This is a genomic window from Clostridium sp. AT4, assembly GCF_001517625.2.
GTDB lineage: Bacteria > Bacillota > Clostridia > Lachnospirales > Lachnospiraceae > Enterocloster.
Map to the genome: position 1 here is coordinate 575545 of NZ_LN999827.1, position 14304 is coordinate 589848.

Genomic DNA, 14304 nt, shown 5'->3' on the forward strand with positions numbered 1-14304 from the left:
AATCCTCCTTATGCGTTGCGCTCCACTACATTTTCATAGAACCGGTCTACCTGGGTCTTATACTCGTCAAACAGATCCAGACGGTCATTAGGTACATCGTACTTGATGGAAATGATACGGTCAAAAATAGGATCCTCCTTCAGGACGGACATTGGCATACCCATGGAAATCAGGGTCTTTGACTTCTTGTACAAATATAAAATAATCTCCATCATCTTAAACTGCTTCTTAAGGGGTACAGAGGTATCCTCTTTATGAAAGGCATTCTGCTGCAGAAAGCCCAGACGGATCACTCTGGCAATCTCCAGGACCAGCTTCTGATCATCCGGCAGAACATCAGAACCAATCAGCTTTACAATCTCCATCAGGCTGCTCTCCTGTGTCAGAAGAGCCATGAGACGGTTGCGGTAATCTACAAACTTCTGGTCTACGTTGTCCATATACCAGGAGGACAAATCATTTACATACTCGGAATAGCTGGTAAGCCAATGGATCGCCGGAAAATGCCTTGCATAGGAAAGACTCTTATCCAGTCCCCAGAAGCAGCGCACAAAACGCTTGGTGTTCTGGGTCACAGGCTCGGAGAAATCGCCGCCCTGGGGTGACACAGCTCCGATAATCGTTACAGAGCCTTCTGTTCCGTTTAAATTGCGCATCATGCCTGCTCTCTCATAAAAGGCAGACAGACGGGATGCCAGGTAAGCCGGGAATCCCTCCTCTGCAGGCATCTCCTCCAGACGGCCGGACAGCTCTCTGAGCGCCTCAGCCCACCGGGAGGTAGAATCGGCCATAATAGCCACATGATATCCCATATCCCTGTAATACTCAGCCAGGGTCAATCCGGCGTACAGGCTTGCCTCACGAGCCGCCACAGGCATATTGGAAGTATTGGCGATCAGTGTGGTGCGGTCCATCAGAGGATTTCCGCTCTTTGGATCGATCAGTTCTGAAAACTCCTCCAATACCTGAGTCATCTCATTTCCGCGCTCGCCGCAGCCGATATAGATGATCACATCTGCATCGGACCACTTGGCGATCTGATGCTGTGTCATTGTCTTTCCGGTTCCGAAACCGCCGGGAATGGCAGCCGTACCTCCCTTTGCCAGAGGGAACATGGTATCCAGGATACGCTGTCCCGTAATCAGAGGGCGGGTAGCCGCAAAACGCTTGGCAGCGGGCCTTGGCACACGGATGGGCCACTTCTGGGTCATGGTCAGCTCCTTCTCAGAACCGTCCATCAGCTGAACTTTTACAAGCATATCATTGATCGTATACGATCCGTCCGGAACCACGTCAATGACATAGCCCTCCATGTCCGGCGGAACCATGACCTTGTGTACGATCGCTCTTGTCTCCGGCACCTCTGCAATGATGGTTCCCGGCATCAGCCGTTCGCCCTTTTTCACTGTAATATGTGTATCCCATTTTTTGGAAGTATCCAGCGAGTCCACACTGATGCCCCGGCTGATGGAGTAACCGCTGCGCTCTGCGATCTTGCTTAAGGGTCGCTCAATTCCATCAAAAATATTACTTAGAATACCCGGAGCAAGGGTAACGGACACAGGCGCTCCCGTCCCGGTGACAACCTCTCCCGGCTTTAAGCCGCTGGTCTCCTCATAGACCTGGATCGTTGTCTTTTGTGAGGTAAGTCCGATGACTTCGCCTACCAGATTTTCCTTTCCAACGTACACCATTTCGTTCATCTGGAAACCGGGATCTCCCTCCAGAGAAACCACAGGGCCGTTGATGCCGTAGATCACACCTGTCTTCGTCATTTACTTACCTCCCAAATGAAATGTAAAATCATGTCTGGCTTCCTTTAACTTGGTGTCAAAGGAATGATCGATCAGAACATGCTTGGACGGGACCACAGCCCGGATCCCCCCGCTGAAGGAATACTCGCTGATCTTTACCGTCACGTTATTGTGGAGAGCCAGTCTGCGGGCCTTATCCTCATCAGAGGGATCCATATAAACGATCAGCGCCTCATCTCCTGCGAATTCCTTAGCGCTCCGGATCTGCCGTTCCAGAAGCTCCTGATACTCTCTTGTTTCCATAAAATTCGCCAGCATATCCTTTACTTCCACGAACAGCTTATCCTTAAGCTCCTCCTGTCTGTGGCTTATTTCACGCTTTAAATCCAGCTGTCCGATGGAAAGCTTTTTATTTTTTTCACGCTCCAGCTTTTCCTTCTGGGCCTCCTCCTGCATGGCAGCCCTACGCTCTGCCTCTGCCTTATGCTCCTCAAAGGCCGCGTCCAGAGCCCGGACGCAGTCATCCAGCATACGGGCGCTTTTTTCTCTGGCATCTGTCATGCAGATTTCCTGAAAATGCTTCAGTTTTTCTTCTGTTGTCATGCGATTCACCTGCTTTCTCTGAAAAAATGTGCCTGGGCGGCTGCGCCCTACAGCTTCAGTCCAATGGCTTCGTTTACATAAGAGGTGATAAAGTCCGGCTTGCGGCCGGTACCATGGCGGTCCGGGATCTCCACGATCAATGGAAGCCTGCGTTCCAGCTTTACATTATCGATGATCTCCGGAAATTCCCTGCCGAACTTCTCTGTCAGCAGGATAATGCCTATATCCTTATCGGCCAGGACCTTATCCAGTTCCTGTTTCAGTTCCTCCCTCTCATGTACCACAGCCCCTTCAACACCTGCCAGCCTCATGCCGGTCCAGGTGTCGATGTTGTCGCTGATCAGATACATTTTCATTACAGCTTACCAAGGATCATAAAGGAAATGATCAGACCGTACAGACACACACCTTCGGCAAGACCTACGAAGATTAAGGATTTACCAAGAATCGAGCTGTCCTCACTGATAGCTCCTAACGCTGCGCTGGCTGCAGCAGATACTGCAATACCGCCGCCCAGACAGGAAAGACCAGTTGCAAGAGCTGCAGATAAGTAACCCATACCGGCTGCAGATGACGCTGAACCGGCTGCGGAAGCCGCTTCCTCTGCCGCAAATGCATTTCCGTTAAACATCAGCACAGCCGCGATCACCATGGTGCCGAAGAAAAGAAACAGATTTGCTCCCAGAGCTGTCTTATAGCGTCCTCTTGTCTTCTCTCCTGCCGCAAATGCTCCAAAGGGAACTCCGATACTTAAAATAAGTGCTGCGCTCAATGTGATCTTAACTAATAAACTCATAATTTTGTTCTCCTTATATTGTAATTTTTTACATTTTCCTATCTTCCATAAGGCTCAAATGCCCGTCCGCTGCCCCGGTAGAAACGGCTGAACAGCTCATAATACTCCAGACGAAGCACCTGGATCCCCACGATCAGTCCCTCCATACCGCAGACAAAGAGGTTGCCGCCGATGACGATGCCCCAGTTGGGATCTCCCGCCTCAGCGCCAGCAAGCATCAGCACCACCTGCATCATGGCTGCATGGCTCACTGCAAAGGCGCCCACACGAACAAAAGAAAGTGTGTTGGAAAAATAGCTTAAAAGCACTTCAAAGAGCTCGAAAATACCCTGAGTGATAAACATTCCCACACCGCCGGATATCTTCTCGGATTTTTTTTCCACCATAGCTGTCAGAGGCTCCTTAAAGAATATCACAGCCAGAGGGATCACAAACATAATAACCAGAACAATCGTAGCAGGAAGGGTTTTTCCGCTCATATACAGCACGATCACGCTTGCCAGAGCCGCATAAAAGACAATGCCCGCAGCGCCGTTCGTATCAAACCAGAGTTTTTCCGTATCATGGACTCTGGCGCTGTTTATGATATTGAGGATCATGCACAAAAGAATAATACCCATACCGATCGCAATAGCAACCACAAACACGGTGTTCAGACGGCCGATAAAGGGCAGGTCTGTCATTGCCTCCTGAGGACGCAGCCATATGGCGTCTATGATATCCTCAAAACCGAAGATACTGCCGAAAAGGAAGCCGAAAATCGTTGAGAAGAAGCCGCAGCAGGAAATAATGCCCGCCAGACGCACCTTCTTAAATCGATACAAAAGAAAGCCTCCTATGAGAAGACAGAGTCCCTGTCCCGCATCTCCAAACATAAATCCAAACAGAATGGAATAAGTAATCCCAATGAGGATCGTCGGGTCGATCTCATTGTAGGAAGGAAGTCCATACATCTCCACATACATTTCAAAGGGCTTAAACAGTCCCGGATTCTTCATCTTGGTCGGAGGGGTGCTGGTAATATTTCCCCGGTTGTCCTCTACAATACAGAAGGTATTCTCATCCCCCTCAATTTCCTTTCTGAGGGCTCTGGCGTCGCTTTCGGACATCCAGCCGCAGAGAATATAGAAGTTATTGGAATTGTGCATGGTGCAGGCTGCCAGCTTGCGCACGTCAAAATTGATCCCGAAGCGCTCCAGCCGCATCCATGCTTTTGTAAGCTCTTCCTTTTTATCCTCCAGAATCGTCTTTACCGCCTGTTCTGCCTCTAACTTCTCGGCCTCCAATGCCTGGATCTTTTCTTCCAGAACATGCTCTGCCTCCAGCGGCGTGCCTTCATATTCATCCGGCAGGAACACACGCTCAAAATGCATAGAAGCATAGATCGCGTCGATTTTTTCCGACAGCTTGTCCGGTACAAAATATACAAACCAGACATATTCTGAATCCTCCAGACACTTAAACATAACGGTGTCTATTGTATCATATACATAATTATTGATCTTATCATAATACTCTCTGGTAACGCGTCCGAAGCGGAACTTGATAAACTTAAAGCCCAGGATCTCCCGCAGGCTGTAGTTCAGCTCCGTAAAGGGAGCCACCCGGTCCTTGGACTTTTTCAATGCCTCGATCTGGATCAAAAGCTCCTCTCTGCGGTCTGTCAGTTCCTTTAACTCTTCACTTAAGCGCTCCACAAAAGCGGACGCCTCCTGAATGTCTGGCAGAGTTTCCTCTCCGGACCGTTTTACCTCCGGCAGCTGTCCTCCAAACCGCTGCATCAGGCTTCTGGCCATGGCCAGCTGATCCCTGTACGGATTAACTTCAATATACGGTCTTAAGTTTTTTACCGTTTTCAGCTCAGAAAGAGCATTTTCCAGGTGGATCTCATATCGGGACAGATAGGTATCCGCCACCCGGTCAATATCCTCTCTGGGGCCGGTAATACTTAAGAACTTCATCTTTTCGATCACGTTTTAAAACCCCCTTTATATGCCGGCCGCCACTCCGTAGCGGATCCGCTCAATGGTAGTAATGATTTTCTCAATCTCCCTCTCTTTAAAATACAGGTATGAATTGAGTACAGACGCAGAATAAGGCTCCTTCCTGCTGGTAAGCTCATAAATACGGTCTATCACTTCCCTGCAGGGTTCTTCCAGGCTCTGTCCTTTTTCCAGGTTTCCCAGATCCAGCCGTCCGTACCAGCTGTTTCGGATCAGCGCGTAAACCTGCTCCACATCTTCTGCCTGGGCCATAGCCCGGATCTCTGTTTTTTTCAGATGAAGGCTGATCGGAATGATCATTGCATAAATTTCGCCCTCAGGCAGATGGTAATACTTCTTTGCCCGGCAGATCCACTGCAGGTTCAGCATATCCATCCGGGTACCGAAGCACTGGGTCAGATCCTTTTTTTCCTGTCCAGAAAGATATTTTTCCTTTATTTTCCACACCGTTTTAAAATACAGCATATCCACCGCTGTCTCACACGCCGGAAGAACTGCCTGTCCCTTCTGCCGCAGGCTTTCCAGCGGACTGTAGTAAATCGTACCCTTCAGACCCGAAATCACCTCATCAATAGAACGGCACTGAGAAAGCTGGGCCAGATCCACAGAAGAATGGCGGTCAAAAAACTCCTTAAAACCCGACAGATCCTGAGCGGCCTCACGGCGTCCGGCTCCGTTTCTCAGGCAGGTCTTTACGATCCCTATTTCATAATGCATGAAATACAGGTCTAAAAACCGCCTCTGTTTCATATTGGCAAACTGATACAGACTTGCAAAGTCCTCGTACTGAGCCAGGTTCAAAAGCTGTTCAATCCTCCCCCTGTGGAGTTCTTTATCCTCAACACCGGAAAAAATCTTCTCATACGGCGGCAGGGAGCGAAGAAAACGGACTGCCTCAGGAACGCTTTCCAAAGCGGCCATCTGTTCAAACTGTTCCGGCTTAATACGCCACCGTTCCATAGCCCTTATCTTGGTAGAAATGCCGCTGTAATGAATCAAGCTTCCCATAGGCTCACTCCTTTATCATGCTCCGAAAGAGGCTCTCTGCATACAATTTATGCTGTTTCTCATAAGTTTCCTCCAAACGGGCGATCATGCCCCTGGCATCAGCGGCCTGCTTATCCAGTTCCTCCTGCATCTCCTGCTCCATCTGCTTCTGGATGCATGAAATGCGCGCAGCTGTTTTTTGCTCCAGTTCTCTGTCAAAAGCCGCCGTTTTCTCTTCCATTTCCTTTGCAAGAGCCTTCTTTCGGACTCCTGCATCATCCATTAAAGATCCGGCGGCTTTCTCAATGTCAGATAACCGGTCAATTATTTTGTCCATTTTTACGCCTCCTTTTTATATTCCCTTATAATACTCTTTTTTTCTGAAATTACCAGTGGCATTTTGTAGAATAAATAAATTTTTAACAAAATTTTTTTCAGAACAATACAAAAAAAGATATGCCCTCCCTTTTCCATGAATGACATATCTCCTTTAATTTCAAATTTCTGGAAATTTTCTGCTACTGAGCCTGAACTTCTGCTGCGTCTGTTCCACTGGCGCTTTCTGCATCCTCTTCGGAAGAAGGCTCACTCTCCGAAGCCTTTTTCTCAATGTACTGGCTGGAAACATAAGCCTCCTGTCCGTCATAGTTAATCACAGTCCAGTCATTATTATACCGCTTTACATAATCCACCTCTGTGCCCTGAGAAAGCTGTACCAGAATACGGCTGCTGGTGGACGGCTCTGTACGAACATTTACGCTGTTGCCTGTCACTACATAACGTTCAGCCTCCGGCTGCGTCTCCGGTTCTGTCTCAGGCTCTGTTTCCGGCATACTCTCAACCGTCTGTGAGCTTTCAGTGGGAGCTGCCGTATCTTTAACCTCATCCTTTCCAGGACGGAGCATCTGGATCACTACGATCAGAAGGATCACCACCAGGAGCGGAATCAGAAGACGCCACAGATAAAACAGCGGTGATACTCCCCTGCGTTTTCTCCGTCTGACATTTGGATTTCGCTGTCCGGAGCTGTAACCGGAACGTCCGGTCTGGGTTCTCTGCCCCTGGACAGGCCGGCTGCCTCCCGCACGGTTTCCAGCAGATACAGGCCTCTGGCTTCCCCTCTGTCCAGTACGTTCCCGGCCTCCTCCGGAAGATATTCTCTGGATCCGCCCCCCTCCGGAAGCGCCGCCATCATGAGAAAAAGCATGAACCTCCTGGGTTAAAAGCTGATATGCCTGATTGGCATTATACGCTGTATTGTCATTTTCATGCACCGCCTTATTCCCAAGAATGCGGATGGTATGGTAATTATCTTTTGTCGTCTTATTGATCCAGCCGCCTTCATACAGCTGGTCAATGGTATCTGACAGATCGCCCTCCACCAGACAGGCCTTCTCCGCCATACAGCGAACCATGCACTCTAATGTCTGTCTTGCTTTTACCATCACCAGATTATAATTTTTATTCACAATCAAACGTTCTGCCTCTTTGACCCCCTGCTGGATCTGCTGCCAGCTGGTGGTATGCTCCAGGTTTGACATATCCCTTCCTCCTTTGTATCAGCAGATTTCTACAGAAACTCTCTGTGTTCATATTATACCTTATTTATATTGAAATTGCACTAGGAATTGGAAGGATTTTATGAAGGAACTATATGATCATATCCTAAAAATATACCTTGAAACCGTTTTTCTCGTTTTTGACAGGCTTCCGCCTGCGTTTCACAGTTGCATTTCCCCCATTTGAATGTTAAAATAAGTCCGATCATCCTTACAAAAACCGCAGTCTGCGGATAAAACAACTACACTTCCCTGCGGTTTGACCGCAAAGAAAGACGAGGACATACATCTATGCGTTTAAGACATATTCCCGGGGCAGAGGAAACCATCGCCTCAAGTCCCTATGTGATCCAGGAACCGGCCCTCCACAAAGGAAGCTGGAACCAGGTATTCGGAAATGACCATCCCATCGAAATAGAGGTAGGAATGGGAAAAGGGCGCTTTATCATGGAGCTGGCTCAGAAAAATCCCCATATCAACTACATTGGAATCGAACGGTATTCCAGCGTACTTCTGAGAGGCCTGCAGAAAAGAGCCGGACTGGAACTGGATAACATTTATTTCCTCTGCATTGACGCAAAGGCCATGGCTGACTATTTCGCTCCCGGCGAAGTAAACCGCATCTATCTAAATTTCTCAGATCCGTGGCCTAAGGATCGTCACGCCAGACGCCGCCTTACCTCTCCCGATTTCATGGCTGTCTATGACCAAATTCTTGCCCGCGACGGCGTGATCGAGTTTAAAACAGACAACCGGGGACTTTTCGATTACTCCCTGGAAGCTATCCCCCAGGCTGGCTGGCAGATCAAGGCCCATACCTTCGATCTCCACCACAGTCCCATGAATGAGGGAAATGTAATGACAGAATATGAGGAAAAATTTTCCTCTATGGGAAATCCCATCTGCAAGCTGGTAGCAGCCAGGGAAATCCCGGCATATGATAAAGAATAAAGCAGACTCCAAAAAGCCCCGGCGCCGGATCTTCCTACAGATAAATCCGGATGCCGGGGCATCAATATCGTTTATAGAAAGAAGGTTTATGACTTTTATGCTTCTTCCTCCATGTTTTGTAAAAAAACTCCAGCGCGCCACCTGCGACCGGCGGGATCTGGATCGGCGTTTCCTTCACCTGAGCAAATGCTTTAAGGAAGTGGAAACAGCATTAAACTGCAAAAAGAAAAAATAATCCTACAGCCTGTTCACACTTGTTTTCAGACACAAAAAAAGTCCGACCCCGCAGCTTCCATTATCTGCAAAATCAGACCTTTTAATGCGCCTCCAGGGACTCGAACCCTGGACAAATAGATTAAGAGTCTACTGCTCTACCAGCTGAGCTAGAGGCGCATTTTCCTGAACACAACGAGTATTATAGCTCAGGCTGAGAGAGTTGTCAACTACTTTTTTTATTTTTCGACAGAATAATTTTTCCCGGCTTCTACGCCTCCTGTCTCATTCGCTCTATGATGGCATTGGCCCTGCGGTATACCTCTTCAGGATCTTCTCCTATAAAGAAGGTTCCGTCCTCGTACCGGACTGTTCCGTCAATCATAACCAGCTTTACATTCTGCTTGCTGCCGCTGTAAACCAAATTTTTTACGATATTATTGACAGGCTGCATATTAGGCTGGTGCAGATCGATCAAAACCAGATCCGCCAGTTTTCCTTTTCGGATGCAGTCGCAGTCTGTAAGCCCCATGGCATAAGCGCCGCCCACACAGGCCATCTTGAGCACTTCCTCCGCAGGCATGGCGGAAGCATCCTTTTCGCGAAGCTTTGTAAGGCCTGTAACCAGAAACATTTCACGGAACATATCCAGACAGTTATTGCTGGCAGGTCCGTCTGTTCCGATCGCAAGACGAACTCCCTTTTCAAGCATCCGGTTCAGCCTGGGGATTCCGCTTGCCAGCTTCACATTGGAACCGGGATTGGTAACAATGGTCATGTCATGCTTTTTAAAGATATCCATATCCTCGTCTGTGATGTGGACACAGTGATAACCGCCTCCGCCGTATTCAAACATTCCCAGAGAATCTAAAAATGCAGTCGGCGTCATCCCATAGCGCTCCAGACATCCTTCTGTTTCACCCTTTGTCTCTGAATTGTGGGTAAACACAGGAGCCTTATACTTGTGAGCCAGATCTGCTACCGCCTCCAGAATCTTCCGGCTGGTGGTATACTCTGCATGAAAGCCCAGCTGATAGCTTACCAACGGATCATAGGAATTGAATTTCAGATAATCCTCCTCCAGCCCCTCAGGAGATGACACAAAATCATTCAGCCCGCTTACTAAAACGGTTCTGAAACCACTTTCCACACAGGCTCTTGCCATTTCCTCCGGCCAGGGATACATATCAAAAGCTGCCGTCATGCCGCTGGTCAGATACTCCATTACAGCCAGTCTGGACAGCCAGAATGCATCTCCCGGCTGCAGCTTTGCTTCCATAGGAAATACCTGAGTATGGAGCCAGTCCATAAGCGGCAGGTCATCTGCATAGGAACGCAGAAACGTCATAGCGGAATGAGTATGGGCATTTTTAAAGCCCGGCATGAGAAGATTGCCATTTCCATCGATTTCACGATCCCAGACACGAGGGGTGATAGCATCCGTATTGGCATCTCCCATAAAAGCGGACGGGCCTGCATAGGAAATCCTGTTTCCTTCCACCCAAACCTCTCCTGGCACCACATCCATAGTTCCATCCATTGTCAGAAGACGGATATTGTAAAAGCGTGTATTCATAGCCCTTCTCCTATTTCTTAATTTTTATCAATATTGTATCATATCTTGATTTTCATGTACATAAAAAACTGCCATACCACGTTGCGGTACAGCAGTTTCTGCCTTTCTAAAACTGTTCCTGTGCATCTAATAAATACTGTACATAAAATGCAGCTCCATTAACCAGCGCATCCTCATCCAGATCAAACCGTTCATGATGCAATGAATAAGAGCAGCCTTTTGATTCATTGCGGCATCCCACAAATGCATACACACCGGGGAAGCGTTCCAGAAAATAGGAAAAGTCCTCTCCTCCCGGAGTGCCAGCGTATTTCACCAGCCCCTCTTCTCCCAGAAGCTTTTTTACAGAACCTGCCGCGATCTCACTGCAATGCTCATCGTTGATCGTTGCCGGAATATCACAGTAATAATCGAATTCATAATCTGCCCTGTACGCTTCACAGGTAGACTTTATAATTCTCTCAATCATTCCCGGCAGCTGTTTGCGAAGCTCCGGATTGAAGGTTCTCACAGTTCCGCTTAATTCTGCTGTCTCTGCAAAAATATTGGCCATGGTTCCGGAATGGAAGGTACAGATACTTACTACCACTGTATCCATAGCATTCGTTTCCCTGCTGGCAATGCTCTGAAGAGCATCCACTACTTTTGCACCTACATAAATGGGATCCACTGCATAATGAGGCATTGCTCCATGACCGCTTCTGCCCTTAATTGTGATATTCATAAACGCAGCCGAGGTATATCTGGGACCGGGATCTACAGAAATAGTTCCAGCATCCAAAAATGGGAAAATATGCATTCCACAAACTGTATCCAGATGTCCCACTCTTCCAGTCTCCAACATTTTTAGTGCGCCGTTTGTTTTCTCTTCAGCCGGCTGAAAAATCAGTTTTACTGTACAGTTCAGCTCGTCCCTGTGATCAGACAATACTTTCGCCGCTGTCAAAAGCATACTGATATGCCCGTCATGACCGCAGGCATGCATCACCCCGTCGTTTTCAGAACGGTACGGCAGTTCCTTCACTTCTTTTATGGGAAGCGCATCAATATCACAGCGAAGACCAATCACCGGATGATCCTTTTTTCCCTTTAGTGTCGCTATGGTTCCCGTTCCCACAACCTCTTCATAGGGAATCCCCATTTCATCAAGCTCTCTGCGTATCCGGGCCGCTGTTTCTGTTTCCTGCCAGCTCAGCTCCGGATGGCGGTGAAATTCCCGCCGCATGGCAACAGCATACTCCCGATATTTTTTAACTTCTTCCAATACGTTCACATCAATCCTTCTTTCCTTTTTATAATCTTTTAGAATGGACCATATCCAATCTGTACTGCAATAAACAGGAACACCAGTTGCAGAACCAGGAACATACCATGCAGTGGCAAAATAAATTTATACCAGCTCTTTAAGGGCACTTTTCCCAGAGAAAGATAAATCAGTAGTGTTCCGTTTGTAAACCAGAATGTGTTAGAAATACCATCGCCAAACTGGAAAGCCAGCACGGCAGTCTGACGGGTAATATTCAGCATATCTGCCAGTGGAACCATAATTGGCATAACTGCAGTTGCCTGACCAGAACCTGAAGGAATCAGTGCATTAATAAAGAAGTTTACTACAAACATACCGACTGTACTCACATATGCGGACGCACTTCCCATTAAACTGGAAAGTCCATGTACAAGAGGATCTATCAAACCGCCATTTGTCATAGTCCACTGTACAGCTCTCGCAACACCAATAATCAAAGCTCCAACAAATGCCCCTCTCATACCATCAAGGATCATATTGATGGTGTCTTCCATTTTTACTCTGTTGATCACTGCTACAATAAAGCCGCCAATCATAAAGATCGTTGCCATCTCCGTATAAGACCAGCTCAACTTCAAAATTCCATAAATTGTACACAGAATGGATATTCCCAATACCACGAACGAAACTTTCTTGGGAAAATCAAATTTCAGATTGGGATCGATTGGTATTCTCAGTGAAGACGTATCCACATCTTTCACCAGGCTCTTGGAAGGGTCTGCCTTTACCTTTTTTGCATATCTCATTACCCAGAACAGGCTCAGCGCCCATACGCAGCCCAATGCCGCAAAACGCAGCTCCCAACCAGAAAACATGGGCAGTTCTGCGATTGTATGAGAAATGCCCACTGTATAAACGTTAAAAGGAGCAACCGCAAAACTAATCAGACAGGCAAAGCCTGAAATCGCCATTCCCACCAGGGAATCATATCCCAGTGAAATTGCCAGCGATACAATAATTGGAACAAAGGGAATAATATGCTCACTCCATCCCAAAATACCTCCAAAAATAAAGAACACAATCATTACCACAGCAATAATCATCTGGCTGCTGAGTTTTTCCGATACACGAAGTACACTGTTAATCGCCGCTCCTACTGTATCCGTCCGCTTATAAATTTCTACGATACCGCCGATGATCATAACGCAGAACATCATATTGGCTGTCGCCGTCAATCCTTCCGGAATTGAACGGAACAAATTAAAGAAAGAAATGGGGGTTCTTTCTACAGCATGGTAGCTGTCTGCCATAACACGAGTTACTCCATTTACAGTTTCCCTGTCATATGCCCCTGGTACTACAAAATAAGACGCAATCGCACAAGCCAGAACCATCAATATCAACGGTATAAACGGATTCAAAGCCTTACTTGTTTTCTTTTTATCGTTTTTCATTTGTTTCCCCTTTCCCCGGTCAAAAATATTGAAGAATATTTTCTACCAGGTCCAACATTGTCTTTATATCTTTTACCTCTACATATTCCCTCGTGCTGTGTGAATAATAAATATTCATCCCAATGGGAATCGTCCTGATTCCCAGACGATTGGTGCAGGTCGCATCCAGAATTCCGAAAGAACGGGCTGGTTTCATCTGAAGTCCTGTCATTTCATAAATACGTTCCAAGCGTTTCAGCATGTCTTCATTCCTGCTGTAGTCTGTTTCCGGCAAATCCATTTCTTCCTGTATATTATATCTGCATCCCATCCTTACAGCCGTTTCCCTTATAATTTTCTGAAGAGATTCTCTGGTCCGATCCAGCAATTCCTGCCCAAAACTACGGATTTCCACATCAAATCTTGCATACTTTGGAATTGCATTGGACTGTGAAAGAGAAACAAAATCAAATATGTTAATTGTCTGGTCTTCACTGACCTGACCGGTAGGAATCTGATGAATAATTTCTGCCGCAGTTTTCAACGCATTGATTCCCAACTCCGGATCCCGGATCACGTGGGCCTCCTGTCCAATCAGCTCTACATGAAGATACATCCGCGACGGTGTACGCATCAATACTTCTCCCGTCACATAATGATCAATAACGATAGCTTCTTCACTGTCAATTTTGGAATAATCCGCATACTTTGCACCAAGGAGCCCCAATTCCTGACATACGGTAAACAGCATCTCCACAGGCCGATTTATTTTTCCTGCATGAAGCAACCTACTGACAGCTTCCATCACCACTGCTATAGCCAGTTTGCCGTCTGCACCCAGGACACTATTGCCTCGGCTTTGAATACGACCATTTTCAATATAACTCTCCACATTATTCCCCGGCGCTACTGTATCAAGATGAAATACAAAAAGAAATGGTTTTTTGTCCGGCTTTCCTGGCACTTTCGCCAGAATATTCCATCCATCCGTTACAATTTGATGATCCAATTCCTGTCTTTCGAACGGAATGCCCAGCTCTGCCAGTTCTCTCTCCATATATTCGCAAAAAACCCTTTCATTATGAGTTTCACTGGCGCAATCCACATACTGCATAAACCGCAAAACCGTCTTCTCTATCGTACTTTCCTCCTTCCTAATAATATACTTTCTCCATTTTTCTTC

Annotated in this window: 13 protein-coding genes and 1 tRNA gene; 1 reads left to right on the forward strand and 13 read right to left on the reverse strand. The window is 47.1% G+C overall.

The genetic code is table 11. The features are described 5' to 3' along the window. Window positions 1-8: 8 nt before the first annotated feature. The 8 genes from BN3656_RS05870 to BN3656_RS05905 form a co-directional block, all read right to left on the reverse strand. Window positions 9-1775 (reverse strand): V-type ATP synthase subunit A, encoded by a 1767-nt coding sequence (locus tag BN3656_RS05870; RefSeq protein WP_066545142.1) that lies wholly within the window; start codon window positions 1773-1775, stop codon window positions 9-11. Then, window positions 1776-2357, reverse strand: coding sequence for a V-type ATP synthase subunit E (locus BN3656_RS05875; RefSeq protein ID WP_066545144.1), 582 nt, complete (start codon window positions 2355-2357; stop codon window positions 1776-1778). A gap of 47 nt (window positions 2358-2404) precedes the next feature. Next, on the reverse strand, window positions 2405-2713 hold the full coding sequence (locus BN3656_RS05880) for a V-type ATP synthase subunit F (protein WP_066545146.1): 309 nt from the start codon (window positions 2711-2713) through the stop codon (window positions 2405-2407). Next, complete coding sequence (locus tag BN3656_RS05885) at window positions 2713-3153, reverse strand: ATP synthase subunit C (RefSeq protein ID WP_066545147.1); 441 nt, start codon at window positions 3151-3153, stop codon at window positions 2713-2715. The genes BN3656_RS05880 and BN3656_RS05885 overlap by 1 nt, the downstream gene beginning before the upstream one ends. A 38-nt stretch (window positions 3154-3191) precedes the next feature. Further along, window positions 3192-5126, reverse strand: coding sequence for a V-type ATPase 116kDa subunit family protein (locus tag BN3656_RS05890; protein ID WP_066545149.1), 1935 nt, complete (start codon window positions 5124-5126; stop codon window positions 3192-3194). Between the two features lie 15 nt (window positions 5127-5141). Then, window positions 5142-6164, reverse strand: coding sequence for a V-type ATPase subunit (locus BN3656_RS05895; protein WP_066545151.1), 1023 nt, complete (start codon window positions 6162-6164; stop codon window positions 5142-5144). A 4-nt stretch (window positions 6165-6168) separates the two neighbouring features. Then, window positions 6169-6480 carry an ATPase gene (locus tag BN3656_RS05900; RefSeq protein ID WP_066545157.1) on the reverse strand — a complete coding sequence of 104 codons (312 nt, stop codon included), beginning with the start codon at window positions 6478-6480 and terminating at the stop codon, window positions 6169-6171. A 181-nt stretch (window positions 6481-6661) separates the two neighbouring features. After that, window positions 6662-7684, reverse strand: coding sequence for an SH3 domain-containing protein (locus BN3656_RS05905; RefSeq protein ID WP_066545158.1), 1023 nt, complete (start codon window positions 7682-7684; stop codon window positions 6662-6664). A gap of 309 nt (window positions 7685-7993) precedes the next feature. Between BN3656_RS05905 and trmB the strand changes: the two genes are divergently transcribed. Continuing rightward, window positions 7994-8653 carry a tRNA (guanosine(46)-N7)-methyltransferase TrmB gene (gene trmB / locus BN3656_RS05910; RefSeq protein WP_066545159.1) on the forward strand — a complete coding sequence of 220 codons (660 nt, stop codon included), beginning with the start codon at window positions 7994-7996 and terminating at the stop codon, window positions 8651-8653. 320 nt (window positions 8654-8973) lie between these two features. Here the strand turns inward: trmB and BN3656_RS05920 are convergent. The 5 genes from BN3656_RS05920 to BN3656_RS05940 all read right to left on the reverse strand — a co-directional run bounded on the left by BN3656_RS05920 (window position 8974) and on the right by BN3656_RS05940 (window position 14235). Beyond that, window positions 8974-9046 (reverse strand) — tRNA-Lys (locus BN3656_RS05920). Window positions 9047-9137: 91 nt separating this feature from the next. Further along, a complete protein-coding gene (locus BN3656_RS05925; protein WP_066545168.1) occupies window positions 9138-10442 on the reverse strand; it encodes an amidohydrolase in 1305 nt (434 codons plus the stop codon). Between the two features lie 106 nt (window positions 10443-10548). Further along, window positions 10549-11715, reverse strand: coding sequence for an amidohydrolase (locus BN3656_RS05930; protein ID WP_066545170.1), 1167 nt, complete (start codon window positions 11713-11715; stop codon window positions 10549-10551). A gap of 29 nt (window positions 11716-11744) precedes the next feature. Beyond that, complete coding sequence (locus BN3656_RS05935) at window positions 11745-13142, reverse strand: YfcC family protein (RefSeq protein ID WP_066545174.1); 1398 nt, start codon at window positions 13140-13142, stop codon at window positions 11745-11747. Between the two features lie 19 nt (window positions 13143-13161). Next, complete coding sequence (locus tag BN3656_RS05940; protein WP_066545176.1) at window positions 13162-14235, reverse strand: M20/M25/M40 family metallo-hydrolase; 1074 nt, start codon at window positions 14233-14235, stop codon at window positions 13162-13164. Between the last annotated feature and the right edge of the window lie 69 nt (window positions 14236-14304).

Coding starts and splice junctions, on each gene's coding strand:
- BN3656_RS05880 (WP_066545146.1), bottom strand. CDS start 2,713: ATGAAAATGTATCTGATCAGCGACAACATCGACACCTGGACCGGCATG.
- BN3656_RS05870 (WP_066545142.1), bottom strand. CDS start 1,775: ATGACGAAGACAGGTGTGATCTACGGCATCAACGGCCCTGTGGTTTCT.
- BN3656_RS05875 (WP_066545144.1), bottom strand. CDS start 2,357: ATGACAACAGAAGAAAAACTGAAGCATTTTCAGGAAATCTGCATGACA.
- BN3656_RS05900 (WP_066545157.1), bottom strand. CDS start 6,480: ATGGACAAAATAATTGACCGGTTATCTGACATTGAGAAAGCCGCCGGA.
- BN3656_RS05925 (WP_066545168.1), bottom strand. CDS start 10,442: ATGAATACACGCTTTTACAATATCCGTCTTCTGACAATGGATGGAACT.
- BN3656_RS05905 (WP_066545158.1), bottom strand. CDS start 7,684: ATGTCAAACCTGGAGCATACCACCAGCTGGCAGCAGATCCAGCAGGGG.
- BN3656_RS05940 (WP_066545176.1), bottom strand. CDS start 14,235: ATGCAGTATGTGGATTGCGCCAGTGAAACTCATAATGAAAGGGTTTTT.
- BN3656_RS05935 (WP_066545174.1), bottom strand. CDS start 13,142: ATGAAAAACGATAAAAAGAAAACAAGTAAGGCTTTGAATCCGTTTATA.
- BN3656_RS05885 (WP_066545147.1), bottom strand. CDS start 3,153: ATGAGTTTATTAGTTAAGATCACATTGAGCGCAGCACTTATTTTAAGT.
- trmB (WP_066545159.1), top strand. CDS start 7,994: ATGCGTTTAAGACATATTCCCGGGGCAGAGGAAACCATCGCCTCAAGT.
- BN3656_RS05895 (WP_066545151.1), bottom strand. CDS start 6,164: ATGGGAAGCTTGATTCATTACAGCGGCATTTCTACCAAGATAAGGGCT.